The organism is uncultured Nostoc sp. (assembly GCF_964245575.1).
Classification (GTDB): Bacteria; Cyanobacteriota; Cyanobacteriia; order Cyanobacteriales; family Nostocaceae; genus Nostoc.
Window position 1 is genome coordinate 2669 of sequence record NZ_CAXTNP010000079.1, and the last position, 25245, is coordinate 27913.

General features: G+C 40.9%; 29 protein-coding genes. 13 read left to right on the forward strand and 16 right to left on the reverse strand.

The annotated features are described in order from the left end of the window. On the reverse strand, positions 1–519 hold a 519-nt coding region (locus tag ACFFAP_RS14730), incomplete at its 3' end, for a tetratricopeptide repeat protein (protein ID WP_375511898.1). 364 nt (positions 520–883) lie between these two features. Next, positions 884–1804 carry a ribonuclease D gene (locus ACFFAP_RS14735; RefSeq protein WP_375511899.1) on the reverse strand — a complete coding sequence of 307 codons (921 nt, stop codon included), beginning with the start codon at positions 1802–1804 and terminating at the stop codon, positions 884–886. A gap of 470 nt (positions 1805–2274) precedes the next feature. Here ACFFAP_RS14735 and ACFFAP_RS14740 point away from each other — a divergent pair, with 470 nt between their 5' ends. Then, complete coding sequence (locus ACFFAP_RS14740) at positions 2275–2748, forward strand: BON domain-containing protein (protein WP_375511900.1); 474 nt, start codon at positions 2275–2277, stop codon at positions 2746–2748. A gap of 513 nt (positions 2749–3261) precedes the next feature. On the opposite strand, the gene ftsE is transcribed toward ACFFAP_RS14740, so the two are convergent. Further along, the gene (gene ftsE, locus ACFFAP_RS14745; RefSeq protein ID WP_375511901.1) at positions 3262–4038 is read right to left on the reverse strand and encodes a cell division ATP-binding protein FtsE; all 777 of its coding nucleotides are present in this window, start codon (positions 4036–4038) and stop codon (positions 3262–3264) included. Positions 4039–4243: 205 nt separating this feature from the next. Further along, positions 4244–4999: a WecB/TagA/CpsF family glycosyltransferase gene (locus ACFFAP_RS14750; RefSeq protein ID WP_375511902.1), complete on the reverse strand. Its 756-nt coding sequence runs from the start codon at positions 4997–4999 to the stop codon at positions 4244–4246. A gap of 471 nt (positions 5000–5470) precedes the next feature. Between ACFFAP_RS14750 and ACFFAP_RS14755 the strand changes: the two genes are divergently transcribed. The 3 genes from ACFFAP_RS14755 to ACFFAP_RS14765 all read left to right on the forward strand — a co-directional run bounded on the left by ACFFAP_RS14755 (position 5471) and on the right by ACFFAP_RS14765 (position 8442). Next, the gene (locus tag ACFFAP_RS14755; protein ID WP_375511903.1) at positions 5471–6190 is read left to right on the forward strand and encodes a response regulator; all 720 of its coding nucleotides are present in this window, start codon (positions 5471–5473) and stop codon (positions 6188–6190) included. A 149-nt stretch (positions 6191–6339) separates the two neighbouring features. Further along, complete coding sequence (locus tag ACFFAP_RS14760; RefSeq protein ID WP_375511904.1) at positions 6340–8013, forward strand: SpoIIE family protein phosphatase; 1674 nt, start codon at positions 6340–6342, stop codon at positions 8011–8013. Between the two features lie 3 nt (positions 8014–8016). Next, a complete protein-coding gene (locus ACFFAP_RS14765) occupies positions 8017–8442 on the forward strand; it encodes an ATP-binding protein (protein ID WP_375511905.1) in 426 nt (141 codons plus the stop codon). A 104-nt stretch (positions 8443–8546) separates the two neighbouring features. Here ACFFAP_RS14765 and ACFFAP_RS14770 read toward each other — a convergent pair whose 3' ends face one another. Beyond that, the gene (locus ACFFAP_RS14770; RefSeq protein WP_375511906.1) at positions 8547–8963 is read right to left on the reverse strand and encodes a ketosteroid isomerase family protein; all 417 of its coding nucleotides are present in this window, start codon (positions 8961–8963) and stop codon (positions 8547–8549) included. A 391-nt stretch (positions 8964–9354) separates the two neighbouring features. Here ACFFAP_RS14770 and queG point away from each other — a divergent pair, with 391 nt between their 5' ends. Together queG and ACFFAP_RS14780 are read left to right on the forward strand one after the other, a co-directional pair. After that, positions 9355–10329, forward strand: coding sequence for a tRNA epoxyqueuosine(34) reductase QueG (gene queG / locus ACFFAP_RS14775; RefSeq protein WP_375511907.1), 975 nt, complete (start codon positions 9355–9357; stop codon positions 10327–10329). Beyond that, positions 10304–10939 (forward strand): HAD-IA family hydrolase, encoded by a 636-nt coding sequence (locus ACFFAP_RS14780; RefSeq protein ID WP_375511908.1) that lies wholly within the window; start codon positions 10304–10306, stop codon positions 10937–10939. Before queG ends, ACFFAP_RS14780 begins: the two co-directional genes overlap by 26 nt. A 118-nt stretch (positions 10940–11057) precedes the next feature. Here ACFFAP_RS14780 and ACFFAP_RS14785 read toward each other — a convergent pair whose 3' ends face one another. Continuing rightward, complete coding sequence (locus ACFFAP_RS14785) at positions 11058–11435, reverse strand: hypothetical protein (RefSeq protein ID WP_375511909.1); 378 nt, start codon at positions 11433–11435, stop codon at positions 11058–11060. Positions 11436–11651: 216 nt separating this feature from the next. On the opposite strand from ACFFAP_RS14785, the gene ACFFAP_RS14790 reads away from it, so the two are divergent. Beyond that, complete coding sequence (locus tag ACFFAP_RS14790; protein ID WP_375511910.1) at positions 11652–12182, forward strand: orange carotenoid protein N-terminal domain-containing protein; 531 nt, start codon at positions 11652–11654, stop codon at positions 12180–12182. A gap of 133 nt (positions 12183–12315) precedes the next feature. Here the strand turns inward: ACFFAP_RS14790 and ACFFAP_RS14795 are convergent, their stop codons facing one another. Continuing rightward, positions 12316–13080 carry an ABC transporter ATP-binding protein gene (locus ACFFAP_RS14795; protein ID WP_375511911.1) on the reverse strand — a complete coding sequence of 255 codons (765 nt, stop codon included), beginning with the start codon at positions 13078–13080 and terminating at the stop codon, positions 12316–12318. A 253-nt stretch (positions 13081–13333) separates the two neighbouring features. On the opposite strand from ACFFAP_RS14795, the gene ACFFAP_RS14800 reads away from it, so the two are divergent. From ACFFAP_RS14800 to ACFFAP_RS14820, 5 genes are all read left to right on the forward strand, one after another. Beyond that, complete coding sequence (locus ACFFAP_RS14800) at positions 13334–13936, forward strand: Uma2 family endonuclease (protein WP_375511912.1); 603 nt, start codon at positions 13334–13336, stop codon at positions 13934–13936. Positions 13937–14266: 330 nt separating this feature from the next. Continuing rightward, the gene (locus ACFFAP_RS14805) at positions 14267–14497 is read left to right on the forward strand and encodes a hypothetical protein (RefSeq protein WP_375511913.1); all 231 of its coding nucleotides are present in this window, start codon (positions 14267–14269) and stop codon (positions 14495–14497) included. A 116-nt stretch (positions 14498–14613) separates the two neighbouring features. Continuing rightward, on the forward strand, positions 14614–14838 hold the full coding sequence (locus ACFFAP_RS14810; protein ID WP_375511914.1) for a hypothetical protein: 225 nt from the start codon (positions 14614–14616) through the stop codon (positions 14836–14838). 240 nt (positions 14839–15078) lie between these two features. After that, entirely contained in the window at positions 15079–16545 is a 1467-nt protein-coding gene (locus ACFFAP_RS14815; RefSeq protein WP_375511915.1) for an efflux RND transporter periplasmic adaptor subunit, read from the forward strand. Between the two features lie 140 nt (positions 16546–16685). Continuing rightward, on the forward strand, positions 16686–17903 hold the full coding sequence (locus tag ACFFAP_RS14820; protein ID WP_375511916.1) for an ABC transporter permease: 1218 nt from the start codon (positions 16686–16688) through the stop codon (positions 17901–17903). A gap of 65 nt (positions 17904–17968) precedes the next feature. Here ACFFAP_RS14820 and ACFFAP_RS14825 read toward each other — a convergent pair whose 3' ends face one another. The 8 genes from ACFFAP_RS14825 to ACFFAP_RS14860 form a co-directional block, all read right to left on the reverse strand. Continuing rightward, positions 17969–18226, reverse strand: a complete 258-nt coding sequence (locus tag ACFFAP_RS14825) for a type II toxin-antitoxin system RelE/ParE family toxin (protein ID WP_375511917.1) — start codon at positions 18224–18226, stop codon at positions 17969–17971. A gap of 64 nt (positions 18227–18290) precedes the next feature. Continuing rightward, positions 18291–18569: a type II toxin-antitoxin system ParD family antitoxin gene (locus ACFFAP_RS14830; RefSeq protein ID WP_375511918.1), complete on the reverse strand. Its 279-nt coding sequence runs from the start codon at positions 18567–18569 to the stop codon at positions 18291–18293. Positions 18570–18693: 124 nt separating this feature from the next. After that, positions 18694–19314 (reverse strand): hypothetical protein, encoded by a 621-nt coding sequence (locus tag ACFFAP_RS14835; protein ID WP_375511919.1) that lies wholly within the window; start codon positions 19312–19314, stop codon positions 18694–18696. A gap of 45 nt (positions 19315–19359) precedes the next feature. After that, positions 19360–20382: a glucokinase gene (locus tag ACFFAP_RS14840; RefSeq protein ID WP_375511920.1), complete on the reverse strand. Its 1023-nt coding sequence runs from the start codon at positions 20380–20382 to the stop codon at positions 19360–19362. A gap of 84 nt (positions 20383–20466) precedes the next feature. Beyond that, positions 20467–21114 carry a histidine phosphatase family protein gene (locus tag ACFFAP_RS14845; RefSeq protein ID WP_375511921.1) on the reverse strand — a complete coding sequence of 216 codons (648 nt, stop codon included), beginning with the start codon at positions 21112–21114 and terminating at the stop codon, positions 20467–20469. Between the two features lie 154 nt (positions 21115–21268). Continuing rightward, on the reverse strand, positions 21269–22312 hold the full coding sequence (locus ACFFAP_RS14850) for an endonuclease NucS domain-containing protein (protein ID WP_375511922.1): 1044 nt from the start codon (positions 22310–22312) through the stop codon (positions 21269–21271). An 80-nt stretch (positions 22313–22392) separates the two neighbouring features. After that, positions 22393–22956, reverse strand: a complete 564-nt coding sequence (locus ACFFAP_RS14855; protein ID WP_375511923.1) for a Uma2 family endonuclease — start codon at positions 22954–22956, stop codon at positions 22393–22395. Between the two features lie 33 nt (positions 22957–22989). Beyond that, entirely contained in the window at positions 22990–23721 is a 732-nt protein-coding gene (locus ACFFAP_RS14860; RefSeq protein ID WP_375511924.1) for an ABC transporter ATP-binding protein, read from the reverse strand. 163 nt (positions 23722–23884) lie between these two features. Here ACFFAP_RS14860 and ACFFAP_RS14865 point away from each other — a divergent pair, with 163 nt between their 5' ends. Then, on the forward strand, positions 23885–24724 hold the full coding sequence (locus tag ACFFAP_RS14865; protein WP_375511925.1) for an Rpn family recombination-promoting nuclease/putative transposase: 840 nt from the start codon (positions 23885–23887) through the stop codon (positions 24722–24724). A gap of 118 nt (positions 24725–24842) precedes the next feature. On the opposite strand, the gene ACFFAP_RS14870 is transcribed toward ACFFAP_RS14865, so the two are convergent. Beyond that, positions 24843–25091 (reverse strand): hypothetical protein, encoded by a 249-nt coding sequence (locus ACFFAP_RS14870; RefSeq protein WP_375511926.1) that lies wholly within the window; start codon positions 25089–25091, stop codon positions 24843–24845. Positions 25092–25245: the final 154 nt, after the last annotated feature.

Consider the following 25245-nt stretch of genomic DNA (forward strand, 5'->3'; position numbering starts at 1 on the left):
GGTGGCGCGGGCATTTCCCCGGTTATTGTAGGCTTCAGCATAGTTGGGATTCAGGCGAATCGCTTCACTGTAATCTTTAACTGCTTCTCTGTTATTTCCTAGTGAGGCGCGAGCATTCCCCAGGTTATTGTAGGCTTCCGCGTCGTTAGGGTTGATGTTAAGTGCTTGATTGTAATCTGCGATCGCTTTTTCCTTGTCTCCCAAATCAAAGTAGGCTAATCCCCGGCCGTTGTAGGCAGCGCCATATTGAGAATTTTGCTGAATTGCCTTACTATATGAAGCGATCGCAGCTTGTAAATCGCCGTTTAAATGCTGATTCTTTCCCTGAAGATAGAATTCCCCACCAATGGAAGCTGTAGCTGAACTACGGCTAGGTTGACTAACTCCTATTTCTGTTACCAAAACATTGTCATTCTTACTACAAGAAACACTGCTAATTGCTGTCAATGTAGTAAAAATAGCTATGGTAAATACTTGATTTACCCTTGTTCGCTTTTGTTTAAATAAACGCCGTCTCATAATTTAATATAAACTGCTATAACACCTGAACGCAATTATTACCAAAATCTAGATTTTAATTCTTTAACTCAATAGTTATTTTAACTTTTGATAAACATTTAAAGTCAATTGATAAATTTCCTTGACATTCAATATATTTATTTAATATTTATATTAAGGGAAAATCATAAAATATAAAGTATAAAACTTGTCAATTTCGCTCTTTGCTCTTGTCATTTATATAATTCTTGACAATGGATTTCTGAGCAGTAACCTACTGTTGTTCATGATTTTTAAAATACTTTTTGAAATAAAACTGAAATCTTAAGATTTATTCTCAGATAATAACTCCATAAATTCTGGCATTTGTAGCCATCTAAACAATTTACTCATCCTCGATATCACTTTCTTGAGTTTTGGGATTTAGCCGCCAAGAGGTGGTTTTTTCAATATCTACAGAAAGTTGTTCCAGATTTTGCCCTAAATCTTTTTGGATTTTCTGAGTTAGTGTGATTGGAAAATCTAAATTAATACCTTCACTTTGTGCTAGCACTGCCAATTCTGTAAAAGTAGCTTTGATTGTAGTCCGCTCATAACTAGTCAGTTTATAATAGGCAGTTTCAGATATATTCTGAGCTTGCATGGCTTTTTTTATGCGTTCTTGCAAATGCTCAAATTCGGAATCCAACAACTTCCATTGCTGCTCAAGTTGCGAGTATCTGGTACTTAGTGATATTAAGTCTTCTGTTGCAGGATCAGGGCTGGCTTGAGCTTGTAAATCTAATAAATTTGAGTGGATTTGAGCCAGATAAATACAATCTAAGTAAGCATACTCTATCTGTTCTTCAGTTAGGGGGCGTTTTCCCCAATCGCTTTCTTGTTCTTGTTTGTCGATATTGTTAAAGCTACAAAGTGATGTAGCTATGGTTTTGAGTTGGTAATTAGGTAATGGTAAAAGATAGTAGGGAATTTTTTTTGCCATATCTAAAGTACAAGTAATATTTTTGGCTTTCTTGTTACCGAGAAGTTTTAGATCGTAACTGGCGTTGTGAAAAACTTTTTCAATTGCAGAATTTATCATAATTTTTTCAATAAAATCAGCTATAATATCAGGCTGATTTAGGACATCTAAAAGGTAGACGCGATCGCCACTCATATCTTTGGGATTATCTAATACCTGAATCAGCGATAGTCGGGGATTACGACTTTTATAGTCAGCTACTTCTGTATCTATCCACAGCGTTTTAGCGTTGGTATATTCAGCGACAATGGCACTAATTTCGTGGGCGGAAGTAAGGTATGGCATTGGCTAATATTTCCTGATATTTTGGGCATTGTAAGTAAGCCATAGTTTTCTAAAGTAACATTTTGTTGGTAATTTTGCTGCCACAGGATTGCAAAAATGCTGAAGTTTTGAGTTGCATAGGCTTAGATATCGCCAAACTGACTTAAATCTGATAATATCGAGTCACTACTCTAAGGCTGCACAGTCTACTATCGAAAGAGCTACTGTGCATCTACATTAAATTCATAGAGAGCTACAAACTGTATGCAGAGGCATCCTGGTTAGCAACCTTCAGGAAAATTGAATTGGCGCTTCTCAAAAATGGCTGCAAAATCTTAGCCTCAAGAAATCGTCTAAGTTTCAATTTTCAGTAACCTGAGTACTTGCTTGGGCGCTTTTGCTACTTCACATTTAATTGCTTTTTAACATCTGCTCCTCACCATCACACACACCTCAATTAATCGCTTCCAGTATTCAATTCGGAGAAGATAATGAAAAAGCTAATTCTATTATTAGTTAGTAGCATTTTGGTAGTTAGTACTTTTGGCTGCCAAGAGGCTTCTAAAACTGGTTCGGAAACTTCTAGTACTACTAAGGAAGCCGCTCAAGCACCAGCAACACCAGCTTCTCAGATAAATCAAACTGCGGATAAAACTACTGCTAAAATTCCAGGAACACAAACGACTCCTTTAGGAGTTAGCACAGATACTAAAGTTAAAACCGATTCTGAAAAAACGGTAGCAACAAAAGCTAAGAGCAACTTGAAAACTGAAGTTAGCGAAAAGTTGAATAAAGGCTTACCAGGCAATAAGTTACAAGTTGAAAACAAAGAGGGTGAAATTATCCTCAAAGGCACAGCAACTTCTGCTGAAGAACTCCAGAAAGCTGAAACCTTGGCTAAAGAAGTTCAAGGTGTGAAGACAGTGAAGGTAGAAGCAAAAGTTAAAGCTGTGAAAAAGCCATAAAAGAATAACTGAAGCTCTCAGTTAACATCGGGATGAAAGCCAAACACGGACTTACTCTGATGGAAGAGGGAAGAAGACTAAAGCGCTTATCCTTTGAAGCTTACCAGAATGTTGCGATCGCCCTTGATTAGATGAATTCGCCTACTGATGCAAGTAACGCTAATTAAGCTAACGATGGAGGGGAAACGGTATCAAGCTCCTCAGAGGTGGGAGCAAGAGAAGTTGCTCAACTTGTACAAGGCAAAGCTCAAACTTGAAGAGGTAGTCAAATTGCTAGGGGAATAGGCATTAGAGATTAGATATTTTGGCTCACGGCATTATCAGGCAAGTGAGCTTTTTTCGGGCTTACCTGAGCTATAATTCCTAGTTGTTTAATAACTTGTTTAACAACCTGGGATATTAGACTTAGGGTCGTAGAGATGGTGAATTATGAGCATCTATTGAGCATAAATTTTGAGTCTAAAATAATGCTTATATCGCTTGATAATTCACTGGAAATAGCTTATTTGAGCATTAGATGAGCATTTTTAAAGAATGATACGCTGAAAGGGTTGCTAAACTGAATCTTTTTACTTGCATTACCGGATGATTGCATCGACGTACCAATTGTTCATCGTGGGTACTAACAATTACTGTAGCCCCAAAGGAATTTAACTTTTGGAGAATCTGGATCACTTGCCAGGAATTATCTGGATCGAGATTTCCAGTAGGCTCATCCGCCAACAGCAGGGGTGGTGTACCAACGATCGCACGAGCAATACTCACCCGTTGTTGCTCTCCTCCAGACAGTTGATCTGGAAAGCAGTCAGCTTTACTCAGCAAACCCACCAGCTTCAAGGTTGGTTCTAAGCGTCGTTGAATTTCTTTACGGGTATACCCTTGAGCTTGCAGCACAAAAGTCACATTTTCTGCTACTGTTCGTTGAGTAATCAGTTTGTAGTCTTGAAACACAATACCAATCCGTCGCCGCAATAATGACAAGCGATCGCCCCGTAAACCTGCTACATTACACCCATCAACAATTACTTTTCCCTGCGTCGCTAACTCCTGGCCATACAGCAGTTTCAAGAGCGTTGATTTACCAGAACCACTTGGGCCTGTGATAAACAAAAATTCTCCCTTTTTTACCTCAAGGTTCGCATTCAACAAGGCGTGAGTGCCATTAGTATAAGTCTTGGTTACAGATTGCAATTGCACCTTGATAGTAGTATTGCTACCGTGCTGTTGAGTTTTATTGTCCTCTTTATGAAGGGATTTGTCTTTCTTAACTTGAGTTGTTAATACTGGCATTGTTAAATTTTCCTTATCCCCACAACCAAATAGCTTACGGGTTTAGATTTGATATTCCTCTCAAAAATAAGGATTCCCAGGTTTGGACTGGGAATTGAAAATTTAACAAAGAAAATTTAAAATTTTTGAAGACTTCAATAATAACTAAGTAATAGCACCCATAACGGGCTAAACCATAGCTATCCGCTAACAGCACTCTCCACTCTCAACTAATTGCACCCCTTGCTGTCAAACGATAAACAAACGCTTTCACAGCAAACGCTGGCAAAGCCAACATCCGCCGCCAACGCCAAGGTTCTTGATAAAGCCGATACAACCATTCCAAATTATTATTTCCTAACCAGGCGGGAGCGCGAGTTTTAGTTCCCGACCAAATATCAAAACTACCACCAACACCAATCCAAATTGCTTGGGGGCACAAATGGCGGTTTTCGTCAATCCATAACTCTTGACGTGGCACTCCCAAACCGACAAAAATCACTTGTGGCTGCAATTGAGCCAGAGTTTTTCGCAATTGTGCTTCTTCTTCTGGGGAATGGTAGCCTGAGTGAGTGCCTACTATACTCAAATCTGGAATTTGCTGCTGCCAAAAATCTGCCGCAGTTGAGGCCACTCCAGGCGCTCCTCCATAGAAAAAAACCTTTGTCCCTGTTTTTTGTTGCCCGATTTCTTGCAAAATTTTTTCTGCTAGTTCAATCCCTGGAAAACGCTGCACTTTTTGCCATAATAGCCATCGCAAATACAGAACAACCCCGGCTCCATCTGGAATAACAAGTTCAGCATTTTTAATGACCTGAGCTAGGATTTTATTCTGCTCTGCCTGCATAGTCATTTCTGCATTGAGCGTTACTACATGAATTCCTTTGCCTGTACGCAGGCATTCTAACAACCAGCCCGGATAGTTATCCATCACATGAACTGGTATTCCTAACACTGAAAATGCTTCATTGCCTTTAGACATAGCCTATTCTGGATTAACCTCACACCAGATTTCCTTGAATGTTAAGTTTATCAAATTTTTTATATTAGAACTTAGGCAGGAGAGATTCCCATTGCCCTGCAACAATAGAAAGCATAAGTGAATTATAAGACTTACAGGAGATACCCCAACCCCTTAAAAAGGGGGTTTTTAAGATCCCCCCCTTTTTTTAAGGGAGGTTAGGGGGGAGTGCGCTTCGCGCACGCTACGTGAACGAGGTTTCAGGTTTTTAATGCGTAAGTCCTGAACTAATTAGTCTTGGGCGCTTGTACTTGGGCTGAATCAGTCCAAATTTGATTGTTGAAGTGTAATATTCTACTAAATATAAAACGCTCAACTCGTAACTCTGGTTCCGGGAACAGAAGCCCCCACTATACTGCTTGCGGTTAGTGTGGGAATATGTCACGAAACTCGACTTTCTGGTTAAGGTAGTGTAACGGGCTGAAGTTGGCTATGAGTAAAATTCGTATCGCTCTGATTGAAGATCATGACCTAACTCGTGTAGGTATTCGGACAGCACTACTGCAAAAAGATGACATTGAAGTTGTAGGTGAAGCTGCTAATGCTGCTGAGGGGCTAAAGATGTTAAAAATGGTACAACCAGATATTGCCATTGTAGATATTGGTTTACCAGATAAGGATGGCATTGAGCTAACACGGGAGTTAAAATCTACTGCTAATGGGCAGCAGCTACTAACAAAGGTGTTAATTTTGACGCTGCAGGATAACAAAGAAGCTGTATTGGCAGCTTTTGCAGCTGGTGCAGACTCTTACTGTATGAAAGATATCAAATTCGATAATTTGCTGGAAGCAGTAAGAGTAACTTACAATGGCAACGCTTGGATCGATCCCGCGATCGCTCGGATTGTATTACAACAAGCGCAACAAAATCCTCAAAAGTTGGAATCAGCTTTTGTAGATACCAAGACCATTGCCTCTAACCCTGATTCTGTCGATAATCTGGAAGGAATTCAACCTTACACACTGACAGAAAGGGAATTGGAAGTGCTACAGTTGATTGTCGAAGGTTGTAGTAATGCAGTAATTGCCGAAAGGCTTTATATCACTGTTGGGACTGTTAAAACTCACGTTCGCAATATTTTGAATAAGCTATGTGCTGATGACCGTACCCAAGCAGCAGTCCGCGCCTTGCGTTCTGGGTTAGTAGGATAATGTTAAATTGAGTGAACAGTTATCAAGTTTTAAAACACTGATAACTGATAACTGATGAAAATGATTAGTTATTAATTTTTTGTTGATTCTCAGGTGGGATAAAAATTATATTATCTCGCCATTCAAATATGTGAAAACTAAAGTCAAATATGGCTGAAATCGGGGTGGACAAACTTAAGCTCATGGTGGTAGATGATGAGCCAGATAACTTAGATTTACTCTACCGCACTTTTAGGCGAGATTTTCAAGTATATAAAGCCAATCATGCCTTTGGCGCTATGGAAATCTTGGATCAGTTTGGTGAAATGGCGGTGATTATTTCTGACCAAAGAATGCCTGAAATGAATGGCACTGAATTTTTTAGTCGCACCGTAGAGCGCTTTCCAGACACGATTCGGATTTTGTTAACTGGTTTTACTGATGTCGAAGATTTGGTGGATGCGATTAACTCTGGTCAGGTATTCAAGTACATTACCAAACCCTGGAATCCTGAACAGCTTAGAGCATTAGTTGAGCAAGCCACTGATACATATCGTCTAGTTAAGAAGCGCACGCAAGAGTTGGGTCGGGCCCTACAGCGAGAATCTTTGTTTAATGCGGTAACAACGGCAATTCGGGAGTCTCTAGACTACGACAGTATGCTGCAAAAAATTGTAGCAACTATTGGACAAACATTTGAAGCTAGCAATTGCTTGCTCAGACCAGTTGAGGGCGATCGCCTCACACGAGACCAGTTCTCATACCGCGATCCCAAATCTGATGTATTAGATAGCTTCTTCGACCCCAGTGTTTTAATCAAAAAAGTGCTGGAAACCCGTCATTATCAACTTGCTCAAGATATATATCAGGGTAATCCTTCTTACCACCTGGTTGTGCCACTTAGCTATCAGCAGCATTTATTGGCTGTGCTGGTTCTCCACCAATGGGGACGCGATCGCCCTTGGCAAGACGAAGACATTGAACTGATTGCAGGTGTTGCCGAACAAGCAGCATTAGCCCTCTCTCAAGCCAAACTCTACCAGCGCCTCCAAGAAAAGCAACAGCAGATTCACAATGAGTTGGAGGTAGCCCGCCAAATTCAATACAACTTGCTACGCCAAACTTTACCTGACATCAAAGGTGTGAAGGTGCAAGCCTGCTGTTACCCAGCCCGGGAAGTAGGAGGCGATTTTTTTGAAGTGTTTGTCCATCCCAAAGGCGATTTGTGGTTGGCAGTGGGTGATGTCTCTGGCAAGGGTGTCCCAGCTGCTTTATTTATGGCTAGTATTATTTCAGTTTTGCGCCGGGAATTATCTCAAGAAGCACCAGCCGAGCCAAATGTGGTCATGCAGAACCTCAACCACGCTCTCAGTGAAGACTTAATTAGCAACAATTATTTCATCACTCTTGTGTTAGCTTGTTATACCCCTAGCACTAAGGAACTCGTCTACACTAATGCCGGTCATATTTATCCACTGTTATGGTCACGGCAAGGTGCTTTAAGCGACAATCCCAATTACCTCAAAGTTCGCAGCGTTCCTTTGGGGATCTTACCTAAGTGGCAGGCACAGTCTGGTCGTTTGGTTCTCGCGGCTGGAGACACATTGTTATTGGCCAGCGATGGAATTACAGAAGCTTCGGTATCAAATGATTTTGATTCAAGAGTAAAAAACGAGCCTGGCGTTGACCCAGTTAACCGTTCTATGCTGAATCAAGATGGTCTTTGGCAACTCTTGCAACAAGAGCAACAACCGCTTTCTCTTAACCATTTACTAGCTCGTATCCAGGCAGACAACCACGTTCAAGAAGACGATCAAACTATACTTTCACTGGAGATTTTGTAAGTAATGAAAAGTGAGCTTCACGTACCAAGTGACTTGAGTTTTCTTAATATTGTGGAAACCTGGCTGCTGGGATGTTTGAAAATCCAGCTAGGAGACTCTGTAGACTGGTCACGCCAATCAAGTCGTTTGAGGCTGGCTTTAGTAGAGGCCTACTCAAATGCAGTCCGTCATGCCCACAAGGATAAACCAAATTTACCGATTTTACTGCGTTTGGAAGTGAAAAACCGGGATTTGGCCCTGGAAATTTGGGACTACGGCGAAGGCTTTGATATGTCTAACTACTATGCGCCAAGCCCTATGGAAAAACAAGAAGGTGGTTATGGTTGGCTAATTATGAATCGTCTCATGGATAAAGTAGATTACCAGTTGCAGATTGATGGTGCCAACTGTCTAAAGTTAGAAGCTACTTTACCCGAATTAGTGAAATAGACAAAAGTTACTATTTTTCAAGTGATGTGATTTATACGAATTTTCAATGCCGAGATTTTGTTTTGGGTATGATCAAACATTGCTTAAGCTATTATACTTATTTGCTAGTTTTCACGACGTAAAGAAAGTAACTCTTGGGGAGAAGCTAAAAGTTTGATTCTAGTATATGAAATTTGTCTTTGTTGATTGAGGATAAATAACCACAAGACATTCACACTACACCACGAAGTTTGTGCTTTGCCTGTTACTTGGATTTGAATCGTAGCATTTTCTAAAGTCTCAGCTATTCCGGTGTTAGGATAAGCTTTAATGTTTTGGCCTTCTTGTTTTAAGTAAGCTGCGATCGCATCTGTCCCCACAATATCAGATTCAAATGGTGGACGCATCACACCATCTACGGCAAATAAGGCAGCAGTTGCCTCAAATTCTCCTGCATTTAAGGTTTCAAAATAACGCAGTACACTTGTTTCTGTAATTCCCTCAATCTGGAATTCTTCTTTCAACTGTTCAGCAGAGGTCACGTTGCTTCGCTCCGAATTCAAAATTAATTTATTTATGCTATTGTATGATTTTTTACTCTAGTCATAAAATTATCTGTATTTTGCTACCTAAATATTAATTTCAATACAAAAATAGCTAAAAAGAAACCTGCTGTTGAGGTAGATTACCACATTTGTATAAATCTTCCTGACGATGGTAGAGATATTGCAATATAGCGGTTCTGAATTGCATGGGAATACAGACCACTCGTAGGGGCACAGCATTGCTATGCCCAAAGCATGTTTTGAATCCAAACGATAACTGCTATAAATAAAATTTATATTTAGAATAAGCAACAAATGTTAATCAAAGGTATTGACTACGTAATGTAGAATAAAATCGCCTTTCCTTAGGCACAATCCAGATAAAAAAATGAATCAGTATTCCGTAATCAGCAGCAATTTAGTGAAAGAGAAAGCCAGCGAGTTGGGCTTTCACAAAGTTGGAATTGCTGCTGTAGATAGGGTAGATGCTACAGAAGCGCAGAGGTTACAAGCATGGATTGAACTGGATTATCACGCCGATATGGAATGGATGGCTAACCCAAAACGCCAGGATATTCGCTTAGTTATGCCAGAGGCGCGATCGCTAGTGTGTGTGGCGCTAAATTACTACACGCCACATCAACGTCCCGAAGGCGAGGAATACGCCAAAATTTCTCGTTATGGCTGGGGAAGGGATTATCACAAGGTGATGCATAAAAAACTCAAGCAGCTAGCCATCTGGTTAAAATCACTTGGTGAAGATGTATTAGCTCGTTATTATGCAGACACTGGCCCGGTGCAAGATAAAGTATTGGCTCAACTTGCCGGAATTGGTTGGATTGCCAAAAATGGTAATGTGATTACACGGGAATATGGCTCTTGGGTATTTTTGGGAGAAGTGTTGACCAATTTGGAATTAGAGAGCGATCGCCCGCATACAGAACACTGCGGTAGCTGTACTCGTTGTCTTCAGGCTTGTCCTACGGGTGCAATTACTCAGCCTTTTGTCGTGGATGCTAATCGCTGTATTGCTTATCATACGATTGAAAATCGGGCAAAGGAATTGCCACAGACAGTCATACCCCATTTGCAAGGCTGGGTTGCTGGTTGTGATATTTGCCAAGATGTTTGTCCTTGGAATCAACGTTTTGCCAGCACAACTGATATTGAAGAGTTTGGGCCTTATCCTGGGAATATTGCTCCCCAACTGCTAGAATTAGCCCAAATCTCAGATCAGGAGTGGGATAAACGATTTCCAGCATCTGCCTTGCGGCGGATTAAGCCAGAAATGTTACGACGCAACGCCCTAGCTAATCTTGACGCATCCAGGCGAAATAATGACCCCGAAAGTAATTATTTTTGATTTTGATGGCACTATTGCTGATACAGTAGATGCCCTTGTAAGTATTGCCAATCGTCTAGCTGTAGACTTTGGTTATAGACACATAAGCCCAGAGCAATTAGCCCTTCTTAAAAACTTAACATCTAGGGAAATTATTAAGTACTCAGGAGTTTCTTTATTTAAGATACCTTTTTTAGTTAAAAAAGTTAAAGGAGAATTAAAAAACAAAATCCCAGATTTAAAGCCTATTCCGGGAATTAAAGAAGCATTAATCGAACTTCAAAATGAAGGATACAAATTGGGGATTATCACTTCTAATTCTAAAGAAAATGTGACACAATTCCTTACAATCAATGATTTAAATCACTTATTTGATTTTATCTACTCAGGAATTACGATTTTCGGTAAAACAACCATAATCAATAATGTATTAAGGCAAAATCAACTCCAACCTCAAGAAGTTATTTATGTCGGAGATGAAACCAGAGATATCGAAGCCTCAAAGAAAGCAAATATCCAAGTGATTGCAGTAACTTGGGGCTTTAATTCACCGGAAGTACTAGCCAAGCAAAATCCAGATTATTTAATTCAACGACCTAGCGAACTACTAGAAGTGATGAATGGTCGTTAATTAATAAATAGTCAAAAGTCGATAGTGGAAATTTTAACTATTGACAAATGACCAAAACAGCCTAGTGGGCAATGTATACCAATGCCCACACTTTAAACTAGCAAGATATAAGGAAAACTTAATTTTTACGTTCACCCTTTTCTAAAGCTTGTTTTACTAAATCATCACTGACATTAGTTACACCCTGATTTTCAGAATTCCCAACTTCCCCTGCTAACTCTAAAAAATCATCAGGATTGCCAGTTGACTGCGATTGAGTTGTTGTCTCTTGTGGTTTAGAGATTTGATATTGAGGTGCAGTCGCTGCATCGGCTGCTGCTGCACCTTCACCTGTGCGATCTACTTCACTAACACTGAATTGTTGTGCAGCTGCATAATCAGCATCAAAATCCACCGTTGGCGCTCTTTCTTCACCACTAGCTATGCTTTCGGCAGCTAATTGTGCATCCTGGGTGGAAGCTTCATTTAAATTGGGCTTCACTTCTTCATCAGGCATAATTAAAACCTTAGGTAAATTTTTTATTGCTGGGGCAATTATAGCAAAGTGCTCTGCTGCTTTATTGCTTCTTGGGGGAGACTTTTACCTCTATTAAAAGGTAGATTAAAGTTGCAATTTTAAATTATTTTAACTATTTCTATAGGTAGTAGAATCTGATGCTCAAACTTTGGTAAGCCTTAGCTTGGCGTGTAAAATTTCCTTGGAAACAAATTTATGACTGCAAGTTACGATAAAAATATTTCTCAAGCCCAGAGCAATGAAACTCAAAAATTGGTAGATGCGTTTAACGCCTTAGACACCGATGCAAAATTAGCCTGGTTCTATTTGGTTTATAAAAAAATGGGTGACTCTGTGACTCCAGCTGCTCCAGCTGCTGCTGAACCAGAACTATCACCAATTCTATCAGAAGACTATTTTAAATTGTCAGATGAGGAGCAACTGGCAATTATGCGGGATATAGTCAACCGTAAGGATACAGAGCATTCCCGTGCTTATGGGGCGATAAAAGAAAACAATCAATTGTTAGTTTGGTATGCTTGGGCGGTAGCTATGGGGGATACGGTGGTTGATTTGCCAAGCACTTACCAGCCAACTAAAGAAATTAATGATTTGCTTTCGCAAATTGAAGGATTAGAATTTGAAGAGCAAATGTCGGTGTTCCGGACAATATCTGGTGAATTGGGTTACACCGATGTCAAGCCGATCGCAACGCAAGCAGAAACGGGCAAAACCTCAAGTCTGTAATCATATCAAAACCGCATTTCTCAGCCCCAACGACTAGAAGTCGCGGCTAGACAAACTTTCGTTTGCGTACTCCTTCACTACGGGAAGCTAGAAGGGGTACGAATAACCCGCAGGGTAGGCGAACTTTAATAAGTTATGACATAGCAAGATGATTCAATTCGGCTGGGGTGAGGTTGGAGTGTACTACTTGACCATCACGGAACCAAACGATGCGCTGGGTTTGACGAGCAACTTCTGGTTCATGAGTTACCATGACAACGGTAATTCCACTAGCATTGAGTTCGCTAAAAATATCTAAGACTTCTTGGGTTGTGCGCGAATCAAGTGCGCCTGTGGGTTCATCGGCTAAGAGTACCACGGGACGATTAACGATCGCCCGCGCGATCGCTACTCGTTGTTGTTGTCCACCAGATAGTTGAGTTGGTTTGTTGTTGAGGCGATTTGCTAAACCCACTCGCGTCAATGCAACTATTGCGCGATCGCTTCTTTCTTTTGGGTTCACACTAGCATACACCATTGGCAACATCACGTTTTCTAGTGCTGTTAATTGGGGCAATAGATGGAATTGTTGAAACACAAACCCCAGCTTTTTATTACGGATGTGTGCCAATGAGCGATCATCCATTTGGGCTACATCGAGGTTATCTAAATAATAATGTCCGCCTGTGGGACGGTCGAGACAACCGATAATATTCATGGCTGTGGATTTACCAGAACCAGAAGGCCCCATAATTGCACAATATTCGCCCTGTTCCACGATTAGGTTGACATCATTCAGCGCTCGTACTTCTGTTTCACCACTACCATAAATTTTGAAAATGTTTTCTAGTCGAATGATTGCTGGTTTCGGTACAGCATTAGAAACCAGGGAATCGGTAATTGTAATAGTGTTTGCCATAAGAAGATAAGTAATCTTGGACTGGGAAGAAAGTACTTTACCCTTTGTCACTATAGTAACTATCGTCACCCTGAATATACTGTTTTTTAAAATTTAGAATCCAAAAAGCAGAGATAGGCAACATCACAGACATTTCCTAACGTAGAATGCGAGGAAGCATCTTACAACGTTTGGATGCTACTTTGGAAATTAATCAGAAGAGAAACTATTTTAGTCTTCTGTAACATTTGGGTTGTAGTTTAAAGACGGAACAATGACACAAGCCAACTTATCTCAAACTCTAGCCGTCAATATTCCACCCACACTTACACTCACAGTCACCCACGAGCAGTTTGTTCAGTTAGCACTGGCTAACCGAGATTTACAATTAGAACGAACTGCTACGGGAGAGTTGATTGTTATCCCACCAACCGGCAGCGATACAGGGAAGCGAAACTTTGATATTGCCGGACAACTCTGGTTATGGAACCGTCAAACAAAATTAGGTGTAGCTTTTGACTCATCTACTGGTTTTTATCTGCCTAATGGGAGCGATCGCTCTCCTGATGCTGCTTGGATACGTCAAGAAAGATGGGATGCTCTGACTCTAGAACAGCAAGAAATTTTTGCTCCAATTTGCCCTGATTTATTGCTGGAACTACGTTCTAAAAATGACTCTATAGAAAAGTTACGCGCCAAGATGAGAGAATATATAGAAAATGGCGCTTGCTTAGGTTGGTTAATTGACCGGAAAAATCAAAAGGTGGAAATTTATCGCCAAAGTCGGAATGTAGAAGTTCTGAATAAACCTGCAAATCTGTCAGGGGAAGATATTTTACCTGGATTTGTGTTGGATTTAACCGAAGTCTGGAGTTGACAATACTAGTTTAAGTGGCCTGAGTAGTTAATTGTACTTAATTTGTTACATATTTGTAACTTTATGGCTACTTTCGATGCAAGCAATCTAATGGTGGAAAGTCTATAGCAAAATCCCGCAGGGTGCGCCAGCTTTTGGCAATCGCTTCTCTACGAAACACACTGGCGTTCACCAAGGACAAACAGAATTCTCCAAGACGAAAATTTCAAATTTCAAATTTATCTTATGAGTCAGCAATCAGATAAAAAAAGACAAGCAATATGCCTTTTTGCTTGCCCAAAACACTAAAATGAGTGCGTGTTCTACTGAAATGAGAAAGCAAACTGGGGTTTGAGAAAGCAATCAGGCATTTTGCTTGCTGAATCTACCGAAATGAGAAAGCAATCAGGCATTTTGCTTGCTGAATCTACCGAAATGAGAAAGCAATCAGGCATTTTGCTTGCTGAATCTACTGAAATGAGAAAGCAATCAGACATTTTGAGAAAGCAATCAGGCATTTTGCTTGCTGAATCTACTGAAATGAGAAAACAATCAGGCATTTGGAGAAAGCATTTAGTCTAAATGCTTTCTCAATTCGGTATTTTGCTTATTGAATTGGACTTTACTTATTTTTTTAATCAAGTAACTAGTTATGGTGATCGGTGTGATGACAATCCCGGAATCTCCGGCTTTGGAATTTGCGTCTACGTGCAACAGTAGCGATCGCCCAAAATGTGCCAATTAGAAGCTACCTACAGGTAGACGAAATAAAGTGCAACCTCACTTGTAGTCTGTCTGCTGGCGAAGTTTCACCTAACAATGTGGCTAAAGTCACCCATTTAGGTGAAGGCATACAGGTATATAATACGTATTATGAAGGAAGATTAAGCAACTATGAAGCTAACTATGCGTCTAGTTGTTAGTTTATTAATTAAAGATTTAATCCAAAAATTTTAACAACTTTGCATTCCTGCACCTGCCTTTTAATATTTATGTCCGCTCAATTAACCATAGTTAAGAGGAACCCCCAACCACTCCCCACAAGCGCAAAGGCGAGCAAAAGCGCAGCTATTTGCTATTTGGGGTGCTTTTGCTATGGGCAATTTGATGAGCATCTATAACACAGGCTACTTCCATAAAACAAGATTTATAGGCTTATAGATATGGCTACGCACATAGAAATTCCTGTTATTGGCAAAGTTAAATATCCATTACGCTGGCTGATGGGGCTGATAGCAGGAGGTGCCTTGGTTGTTGGGATCACAACCTACACTCTGGTAAATCAAGGGACAAATAAAGAAGATATTGCTCAATTAACTGTGCCAGTAGCAGCGAAAAACGTCACCTTGCGGATTACAGCTAGTGGCAAAGTCGTGCCAGTTCAGAGCGTAAATATTAGTCCGAAGAATCCCGGAGTGCTGTCGCAATTATATGTGGAACAAGGCGATCGCATTCAACAAGGGCAAATTCTGGCGCGTATGGATAGTGCAGGTATTGAAGCTCAAAGGAGCCAGTACCGTGCTAGTTTAGCCCAAAGCCAAGCACAATTAGCCGAAGCCCTTGCTGGTAGTCGTCCTCAAGAAATTGCTCAAGCAAGGGCCCGGTTAGCACAAGCTCAAGCCCAGCTTGCCCAAGCTAAAGCTGGTAATCGTCCCCAAGAGATTGCTCAATCTCAATCCCAAGTGGATGCGGCTCAAGCAAAGGCGAATTACACCAGTGGACAGGTAAAGCGTTACCAATACCTATACGAACAGGGAGCAGAGAATAAACAATTACTCGATCAAGCCATCAGCGAAGACAAAAGTGCTAGAGCCAGTTTAGAAGAAGCTAAAAAAGGATTCTCGTTAGTCCAAAGTGGGAGTCGGACTGAAGAAATCGCCCAACGTCAAGCAGCTGTTACTGAAGCACGGGCAGCATTGGTACTGTTGGAAGATGGGACTCGTTCTGAAGAAATTGTCCAGCGTCAAGCAGCTGTTGCTGCGGCTGAGGCTCAATTGAAGGGTGTGCAAGTGCAGTTGGAAGATACAATTATTCGCGCTCCTCTTTCGGGAATTGTTACCCAAAAGTATGCTGAACCAGGCGCATTTGTCACACCTACAACTTCTGCTTCTACTAGTGCGTCGGCAACTTCCAGTTCAATTGTCGCCGTAGCACGCGGTTTAGAAGTATTAGCTCAAGTTCCGGAAGCTGATCTTGGTAGAATTAAACAGGGACAGCAGGTGGAAATTGTCGCTGATGCCTATCCCGATCAAATTTATAAAGGTCATGTGCGTTTAATTGCTCCAGAAGCTGTAGTGGAACAAGGTGTGACATCTTTCCAGGTGCGGGTTGCTCTCGATACTGGTATAGATAAACTGCGTTCTGGCTTAAATGTGGATCTGACTTTTTTGGGCGATCGCGTCAATAATGCCTTGGTGTTACCAACAGTGTCTATCGTCACCGAAAAGGGTCAAACTGGCATACTTGTACCAGATGCAAAAAATAAACCCCAGTTCCGCGAAGTTACAATTGGGGCGCAAATCCAAGACCAAACTCAGATTTTAGGGGGAGTTAAACAAGGCGATCGCGTGTTTGTGAACCCTCCCAAAGACTACAAAATCGAGAAGGCGAAAGAACAAAATAATAAATAATTCCCTTGTTAAGAATATATTGTTTCAAAAGCAGGTTAACGGATAGAAAACCTCTGATAACAAGACTTTGAAATTTTAATTACGTTAGCATTCACGAAGTGTCTCGTAGAGAAGCGGGGCGTAGCCCATTACGAATTAGTATGAACCTCTTAGAAAGCCTTAATATGGCAGGTAAAACCCTGCTATCAAATAAGCTGCGTAGCGCCCTCACCATGCTGGGTATAGTTATTGGTAACGCCTCAGTAATTGCCATGATTGGCATTGGCGAAGGTGGGCAAAAGTATGTGAATAAACAGCTGGAGTCATTAGGGCCAAATGTGCTGTTTATACTGCCAGGGAATCGAGAAACTCAGCGTATTTCCTTTGAAGTGCCAAAAACTCTGGTGTTACAAGATGCCGCAGCGATCGCCTCTCAAGTACCAACAGTAATGGGAGTTGCTCCTGAGTTAAACACGAGACAGGTAGTTATATACCGCAACCGAAACACTGATGTCAACATCATTGGCACAACTCCCAGCTTCCTATCAGTGCGGGATTTTGAAACTGCTAAAGGCAGGTTTTTCTCTGAGGTAGACATCAAGCGAAGTAACCAAGTCGTTGTGCTAGGTGGAGACTTGACAGAAAAACTATTCGGTAATAGTAACGCTATCGGTCAGCAATTGCGACTTGGAAATACCAGCTTTCAAGTGATTGGGACGTTGACAGCCAAAGGTTCCAGCGTGGGAGCAGATTATGATAATGCTGCCTTAATACCAATTACAACCTCAGCAAACCGACTTGTGGGAAAGAATTCTCCATACGGTATCGCCTTAGATTATCTCGTTGCTGCCGCTCGTGATTCAGATAGCGTGGATGCAGCAGAATTTCAAATTACTAATTTGTTGCGTCTCCGGCACAAAATTAATGGTGAAGATGACTTTACTATCCGTTCTCAAAAGGATGCTTTGCAAACTGTCGGTCAAATCACAGGTGCATTGACAATTATGTTAGCAGCGATCGCAAGTATATCGCTGTTTGTCGGCGGCATTGGCATCATGAATATTATGCTTGTTTCCGTCACGGAACGCACTCAAGAAATCGGATTGAGAAAAGCGATCGGCGCAACTGAGCAAGATATTTTGCTACAGTTCATCATTGAGGCAGTAATAGTTTCCGCAGCTGGCGGTTTAGTTGGGACTGCGGTTGGCGTCAGTGGCATTTTATTAGTGGGAGCCTTGACTCCCTTAGAAGCGAGTCTTTCTCCAACAGCGATTACTATGGCAGTTGGTGTCTCTGGTGCTATTGGTTTATTCTTTGGTGTTGTTCCTGCACGTCGCGCTGCTAAACTCGACCCGATTGTGGCTTTGAGAAGTGCTTAGTGAGCAACAAGCTTATCGCAAGCCACCTCATCCCTACGCCTAATCGCATCCAGTTCTGATCGGATTTATAACTCCTCCCGTATGAAAGAATCATAATCCTGTCCCCCGTAAAAAGCGCCGTGGATGATTACCCGGTCGGGTTCTACGGAAAAAGCGATTGTTACCCGTTTGGCATACCCGATAATCCGCAAATTAGGTCTGAGATCATCGCGTTTGGTTCCGCGTTCCGGGAAGGTGGAAAGACTTTGGCAAAAGGCAATGATGCTACTGATGTAATGCTCTCTCTGCCTGTTCCTCCCCACCACGGTCGGCGATATAGGCATAGAGACTGCCAAGTTGTTGCTCTGCCCGTGGCGAGAAGATGACGCTGTATTGTTTCATCTAGCGTTACTCTACTGTTGTCCGCTTGCGGTACTGAGAGCGGATACGCGCTATAACCTGTTCTGCGGGGACACCCAGCGTTGCATCAGCTTCACATTCGTCATAGCTTTTAACAACTTCTTCGCGCAGCCACTTTTCTACAGCAGCGTCACGGGCCTGGAGAGTACGTAGACCATCCCGGATAACTTCACTTTCTGTCGCATATTCGCCAGAGGTGACTTTAGCCTTGACCATCTCCAACATGTCATGGGGCAATGTAATAGTGAGTGCCTGTGTCGTTCTCATAATAAATTCTCCTGCTTAAAGCTAATTTCTCATAGTATATGATTTAATCATACACTATGAGAAGCATGGTTATCGTAAATAAATTGACAAGCCCCTGACTTGATTGCTGGGGTCAATCTAAAATCTAAAATCCAAAATTGCGTGGCTTTTTCAAAACTACATGGAAAGAATTTAAATATCCTGTAATGGTTTTAGCTAATGTCTTTTGCTGTTTTTTTGTAGTTATTGCCATTACTTGATATAGCCTTCCTTCGGCAACATACATTCTACTTCTAGTGATTTTTCCTCCAGAATTGATATACTCAATTTCTTTGCCAGGATGATTATTGGAACTACGAATATTCCTTTGACTAATTAAATTACTTTTCGTCGTCTTTAAAGCCATATCCCGTGCATTATTAAGTACAGCTTGGGGGTCAGTTATTTCACCGTAACTATAAGGAAAATCATTGTAAGCAACTAGATAAGCTACTTGCTGTTTTGGTGGTTGAGCGAGAAATATTTCTAAGGTAATTTCCCCCATGTAAGTTTTTTGGTATTGAGTATTTCTGTTGGGGTTTCCCGGCATCAAAATACTAAAGCGTCCATCTGGAGCGGTGAATAACTTCCATTGTGGCTGCACGGGTTGAGAAACCTTTGGTTTGACAACAGCCTTTGGAGGTTTGGGTTGACGCGCTTCCACAAAAACAGAACCACCACAGACAAGTGTGGCGGCGATTAATGGCAACAGACTTTTAATTGTCATATTTTTTGCCTTTTGAGATGCTGATTTCACTGATGATGCTAGCTGTTATAACCTAGCAGCGCACAAAGCAGCACCTATTAGCCCCACTTGTGGGTTGAGGATAATATACACAGGTATCTCTTCAAGGAGGGAGCGCATCCTGCCTTTTTGGGTGAAATTTAATAAGAAACCGCCGTTTTGGATTAAGGGCCGGATTTTGGGTGCAATCCCACCAGCTATATATAAGCCACCGTAAGGTAGGAGTTTAAGGGCAAGATTGCCGGCTTCTGCACCATAAGCCTCTATAAATAATTGCAAAGTTTGTTCACAGAGGCGATCGCGTTTTTCTAGTGCAGCTGTACCAATGACAGCACCAGCATCGATTTTCTCTTCTTGTCCGGCTTGTTGTTCCCAAGTTCTGACAATTTGGGCAATATCTGGTGATTCGGTGGCAAATTTGCGATCGCGCAAAAATTGGTAAATTGAGACAATTCCCATTCCAGAAACTACGCGTTCTACAGAAATGCGCTGGATATCATGTTTATTCAGCAGGTATTTCAACAATTGAAACTCGATCTCGTTTCGAGGAGCAAAATCAGTGTGTCCGCCTTCTGAGGAAAAGACTTGATAGTTGTTTCCCTGCTTAATTAAAAATCCTTGCCCTAAGCCGGTACCAGCACCAATAATGGCAATGGGGGCTTCCGGTTGAGATTTGCCAACCTGCAACGTCAGCAAGTCTTGTTTTTGTAAACCTAAAATGCCATAGCCAACGGCGGCGAAGTCGTTAATCAAAGAAATATGTGGGATACCCAATTCTTCTTCTAAACGTTCGGTATCCAGGAACCAGGCTAAATTGGTCAATTTGGCAGTATTTTGGACAATGGGGCCTGCGATCGCAAAACAAGCCTTTTCTGGTATTGGTGTGTTAGCTTCGACCAAAAACTGCTGCACTATCGGTACTAAATCAGGAAAATCGGCACTGTGGTAAGTCTCCTGATAAATAGTATGTATTGCTGATGAATCTGATGTTTCAACCAATCGCAGAATAGTTTTTGTACCGCCGATGTCTCCTGCTAGTAACAAAGTCATAGAACTTATTCGTGAATTAATTACTTTTTTTGTAGGATATACCCAACCTAGCAGAAGCCATGAACGCAAATCCCTATCAGAGATTTAAGCAAATCGAATAACTTCTTCTATGTGGGTTAAATGGGAAGTATCTCCCTTTAGTTCTAATAACCATTCTGGATCTTCGCGTACCACTTTTACCAGCGAACATAAAGAAGCTTTAACTTCTGTTATGGCAATTTCCCCCACTAGCCCCATTGCTCCCCCCAACACAGATGCACCATGTGCTACTAGCAGGATATTGTCTGGGAGGAATTCAGTAGCTAAACATCTAGCAGTTTGTCCAGAACGTTCTCGCACTTTTTCGCGAGTTTCAGGATAATTGGCGGCGATGCGCGAAGTATAGCTGGTGTCAATCCTGGGGAATAACTCTGCTAATGCTGGAGTTGAGAGTCTTTCGGGTTCTTCTGTCATCCAAACTGGATTTAGCCATTCACTCAAACCTGTTTCCAATTTGATCGGTAAGTTAAGCACTTCTGAAACTGCGTTTGCCGTTTGTACGGTTCGCAGGAAAGGAGAAGCGAAAATATGGGCAATATTTTCTCCTTTAAATCGTTTAGCTAACTGCTGTGCCTGCACCATACCATCATCAGACAAAGGTGGATCGTAACGTCGTTCGGCGGTGAGAAACCAATCAGGGTTTACGAAGTCGAGGCGGTTAGCGTGTCTTGCTATCCAGACTATTTGACTCATGGGTTTAATTATTCCGGTGAATAGAATTCGCCGCTAAACAAATATAGATATCTGCAAGGAGGGCTATAAATATTAATATATGATAAAAATCGTAATATTTATTAATAATATAACTTATTAGGAAAACTTATCATTGCTATTAATGTAGCTTTTATTAAAGCTTTTTTAGCCAAGTTTCTAAAGCAATATCGACTAGTTCATTCAAAGTTTTTCGAGATTTAATGGCATTTTGATACTCTTGATGTCGTCTTTTATCTTCGTTGATATATTCCGCTTCACTGACTTCTTTGCTACCTATTTTGTACCTTATACCTCCTGAATGACTCCATAATATTTTCATTTTAACTCCCCTTTGACGCTGTTTTTCAGTTTTACTAATTGCTTTTGTACGAATTCCTTTTGGTACATGGGCTTCAATTAAAGTATGATTTTTCCAATCTGTCCAAATTTTCATTCTGCCAATCTTTTTACTATCAGAATAATTTAAAGGCAACCATAAAAATAATACTGGCTGTCCCTTACTATCGGAGCAAATTTCAGCACAGAAACAACTTGTTGCTTTTCCATATTTAATGCTTCCAGGCACAGAAACTTCTTGCATACGTCTATCAAATATAAGAATTTTCTGCCGGATGTTTATTAACTGTTCTTGTTGCTGAGGATTACAAAAACTCAAAATTTTATCAAGTACTTTTGGTTGCTGAGGAAGATCCTCAATAGAAATATTCTTTTCTTTATAATGAATTTCTACCTCTGAAATTTTTTGATTATCAATATCTCTTAAATATAGATAAAATCTTTCATCATCTGTCAAAATTTCAAAACGTAAAAACTCAATAGAAAGAGAGTTATACTTTCTATCTGTAAAATTATCTCGATGAAATCTAGCTGTAATCGCTATTAAATCAATGGGTTGTCCATAATCAACCTCTTCCTGAAAGGGTTTATTCTCAAGTAAAGCTTCATAATATCGAGTTAGTTGCTGAACAATATATCTGTCTTCACCGTTTTTAAATTCCAGCACTACTAACTGTCTCTTCTCATTCAAGGCTAAAATGTCGCAAATTTGACCTTTAATATAATATTGTCGCTTTAGTGGAATTAACCCGAAAAGTTCCTTTAAATTCGCCCAGACAAAATCTTTTAAATCAACTTCAGTTGCAAATCTCCAACTATTACCCGTTTTTATTAAATTCACAAAATCCATTATCTGGCTCTAACTTTAGTAAATTACTACCTTTAGTATTCCCAAAGTTAGACATAAATATAAACAATTTTTTATAACTTCAACCATCCAAATAGTTGTCCTAGAGTTAATTGAAAATCACTGACTAAATCGGGAACTGGTAATATTTCCTGTTCTTCTTGTAAAAGTTCTGGTTGCTGCTTTGGTGGATAGACTAAAACAGAGCGATCGCCTGGATCAATTAACCAACCTAAACGACTACCATGTTTTAAACAATGTAGAATATTTCCGGTTACTTTAGTCTGGCTTTGCTCTGATGAAAGAATCTCAATCGTCCAGTCTGGATAAGTGTGAAAAACATTTGCCACATCTCCACGTTCATCTATGGGAATCTGTTCCCAAGCAAACACAGCTACATCAGGTACAATTGAGCGTCCGCCAAAAGTACACCGCAGTTCTGGAAATGCAAGGGCAACTCTTTGAGGTTTGGCTATAGAATTGATATTAGTGACTAGTTCACCTTGAAGAATACTATGTTTTCCCTGTGGCATTGGCTTTTGAATAATTTGACCGTTGATGTATTCTGAGCTAGGCTTTGTTTCTGGTAGTTTCAAAAAATCTTCTAAAGTTAGGGGTTTAGTTGGTGATTTTACCATGTGCTTGTACCTCCCAAGTTTTCATTTAATTAATCACCCTAAATAAGCTTTTTTAACTCGTTCATCACTAATTAATTCTGATGCAGCACCTGTTAAGGTGATAGAACCAGCTTCCAAAACATAACCGCGATCGGCAATTTGTAGTGCCAGATTAGCATTTTGTTCAACTAATAGAATAGTCACCCCGGTAGCCCGGAGATTTTCAATAATGGAGAATATTTCCCGGACGATCGCAGGTGCTAAACCTAAGCTAGGCTCGTCTAAAAGTAACAGTTGTGGTTTACTCATGACAGCGCGAGCGATCGCTAACATTTGTTGTTCGCCACCACTGAGGGTTCCTGCTAGTTGATTGCGTCTTTGTGACAAACGCGGAAATAGCTCAAATTGGCGCTGGATATCTGCTTTTACCTCAGCTTGATTAGAGCGAATATAAGCACCCAAAAGTAAATTATCAAATACTGTTTGCCGCGCTAATACTCTGCGTCCTTCTGGACAATGGGCAATACCAAGTTGTACAACTTCGTGAGTTTTGCGGCGGTTAATATTATGTCCATTATAGATAATTACACCACTCTTAGGATTAACTATTTTAGATATGGCGCGGAGTGTGGTAGTTTTTCCCGCACCATTAGCACCAATTAGAGTAACTACCTCACCTTTTTGAATAATTAAATTAATCTTTTTTAGAGCTTGGATACCGCCATAATTAACATCAAGTTCTTGAACTTCTAAAATTGTATAGTTTGGTTTCCTATCGGCTTTCATGGGCGGTTTACATCCAGAAATGTTGAATGTTGATTCAAAACCTAAGATACATCAATAATACGTTTCCTAAAACAGTGCAAATGCTTTAACTTAAAAACCAACGCCAGAATACTGCAATCCTTGTGGTATACCATTAATTACTGATAAAGATATCAAGCGTCCTGTGGTAAAATCAGCAGATATTAGTAGCAAGCGACTAATTAATTTAGCTCCCGATGCATGGGTCAAGTGGGTGACACAGCGTCCTGAAGTCGTGGCAAAAGAAATTCTGGGTTCTGAGTTCCAGTGGATTAACCGGGAAACAGATGTTTTAGTGAAGGCATACAGCACCACCCACGGGGATTTTCTGGTAGTTAACGAGTTGCAGTTGCATTACACGGCACATCTGCCTCTACGGATGAGAGCCTATGCAGCCCTAGCACAAGAGCGCTACCGACTGCCAACTTACCCAGTACTCGTTAACATTTTACCGCCCCCATCTACTTTAACTATTGTCAATAGTTATGAGCAGGAATTTTTGGGATTACGTGCTATCCAAGATTATCGCGTGATTAATTTGTGGGAAATCGATGTTGAGATAGTATTTCAGCAACCACTACCATCGTTGTTACCCTTTGTGCCAATCCTGCAAGGAGGGGGAGAGGTATCAGTTGTGCAACGCGCATTACAAATGCTACGAGCAGATGAACAGTTGAACCAGTTAGAATCATTGCTGGCATTTTTTGCTAGCTTTGTGTTAGACACGCCTTTAGTGCAACAAATCATGGAATGGGATATGGCAGTATTGCAAGAATCGCCTTGGTATCACGAAATTGAGCAAAGAGGTATTCAGCAGGGTGCGCTACGGCAGCTAATCCGGGTATTGGAACAGCGCTTTGGCGAAATTCCTCATGAAGTGGAAGTAAGGCTTGAGCGCGAGAGTGTGGAAAAATTAGAAAGCTTAATGGATAGTGCGATCGCTGTGAGTTCTTTAGACGAATTTGTGAGTATTTTGTCTATTTGAGCAAATAGCGATCGCCTTTAGATTTTTCACAATTATTATCTGCCTAAATTATTCAAATCTTCAAGGGAATTGGACATACTAATCGCTCAACCCAAAGACTGATTGCCCTCTAGCCTTCTTAAAACTGCACCGAAACTGTTTTCAAAACTGCAAACGGTGCGGCAGGATACACACTGTTTATACTATCGGCACTTTCAAAGTAGTAAACATCAAATAAGTTCTTGGTGCGTTGGCATTGCCCGCCAACTCTTAGAGACGCTTTGCGTAGCTTGCTTCCACGTTGCGCCTTGCGCTTCCTGTAGGGTAGTGGTACGGCATCGCCTTCTCTGAACCAGAGTTTTGTTTGCTCTATGCGTTTATCTGTCAAATAACCAAATACGGTAGTATCAAAGAGTCGCTGAAAACCACGTTTAAGGGTGCGTAAGCCCTTTGTGGCTACCCGAATTCAATCAACGACTATCCGAATTCAATCAACGACTGCCCGAATTCAATAAACGACTGCCCGAATTCAATAAACGACA

Coding starts and splice junctions, on each gene's coding strand:
- ACFFAP_RS14840 (WP_375511920.1), bottom strand. CDS start 20,382: ATGACTTTGTTACTAGCAGGAGACATCGGCGGTACAAAAACTATTCTG.
- ACFFAP_RS14755 (WP_375511903.1), top strand. CDS start 5,471: ATGAGTAAAATTCGTATCGCTCTGATTGAAGATCATGACCTAACTCGT.
- ACFFAP_RS14800 (WP_375511912.1), top strand. CDS start 13,334: ATGACACAAGCCAACTTATCTCAAACTCTAGCCGTCAATATTCCACCC.
- ACFFAP_RS14735 (WP_375511899.1), bottom strand. CDS start 1,804: ATGCCATACCTTACTTCCGCCCACGAAATTAGTGCCATTGTCGCTGAA.
- ACFFAP_RS14830 (WP_375511918.1), bottom strand. CDS start 18,569: ATGAGAACGACACAGGCACTCACTATTACATTGCCCCATGACATGTTG.
- ACFFAP_RS14825 (WP_375511917.1), bottom strand. CDS start 18,226: ATGCCTATATCGCCGACCGTGGTGGGGAGGAACAGGCAGAGAGAGCAT.
- ACFFAP_RS14750 (WP_375511902.1), bottom strand. CDS start 4,999: ATGTCTAAAGGCAATGAAGCATTTTCAGTGTTAGGAATACCAGTTCAT.
- ftsE (WP_375511901.1), bottom strand. CDS start 4,038: ATGCCAGTATTAACAACTCAAGTTAAGAAAGACAAATCCCTTCATAAA.
- ACFFAP_RS14785 (WP_375511909.1), bottom strand. CDS start 11,435: ATGCCTGATGAAGAAGTGAAGCCCAATTTAAATGAAGCTTCCACCCAG.
- ACFFAP_RS14790 (WP_375511910.1), top strand. CDS start 11,652: ATGACTGCAAGTTACGATAAAAATATTTCTCAAGCCCAGAGCAATGAA.
- ACFFAP_RS14815 (WP_375511915.1), top strand. CDS start 15,079: ATGGCTACGCACATAGAAATTCCTGTTATTGGCAAAGTTAAATATCCA.
- ACFFAP_RS14835 (WP_375511919.1), bottom strand. CDS start 19,314: ATGACAATTAAAAGTCTGTTGCCATTAATCGCCGCCACACTTGTCTGT.
- ACFFAP_RS14765 (WP_375511905.1), top strand. CDS start 8,017: ATGAAAAGTGAGCTTCACGTACCAAGTGACTTGAGTTTTCTTAATATT.
- ACFFAP_RS14845 (WP_375511921.1), bottom strand. CDS start 21,114: ATGAGTCAAATAGTCTGGATAGCAAGACACGCTAACCGCCTCGACTTC.
- ACFFAP_RS14780 (WP_375511908.1), top strand. CDS start 10,304: ATGACCCCGAAAGTAATTATTTTTGATTTTGATGGCACTATTGCTGAT.
- ACFFAP_RS14760 (WP_375511904.1), top strand. CDS start 6,340: ATGGCTGAAATCGGGGTGGACAAACTTAAGCTCATGGTGGTAGATGAT.
- queG (WP_375511907.1), top strand. CDS start 9,355: ATGAATCAGTATTCCGTAATCAGCAGCAATTTAGTGAAAGAGAAAGCC.
- ACFFAP_RS14795 (WP_375511911.1), bottom strand. CDS start 13,080: ATGGCAAACACTATTACAATTACCGATTCCCTGGTTTCTAATGCTGTA.
- ACFFAP_RS14860 (WP_375511924.1), bottom strand. CDS start 23,721: ATGAAAGCCGATAGGAAACCAAACTATACAATTTTAGAAGTTCAAGAA.
- ACFFAP_RS14855 (WP_375511923.1), bottom strand. CDS start 22,956: ATGGTAAAATCACCAACTAAACCCCTAACTTTAGAAGATTTTTTGAAA.
- ACFFAP_RS14820 (WP_375511916.1), top strand. CDS start 16,686: ATGAACCTCTTAGAAAGCCTTAATATGGCAGGTAAAACCCTGCTATCA.
- ACFFAP_RS14740 (WP_375511900.1), top strand. CDS start 2,275: ATGAAAAAGCTAATTCTATTATTAGTTAGTAGCATTTTGGTAGTTAGT.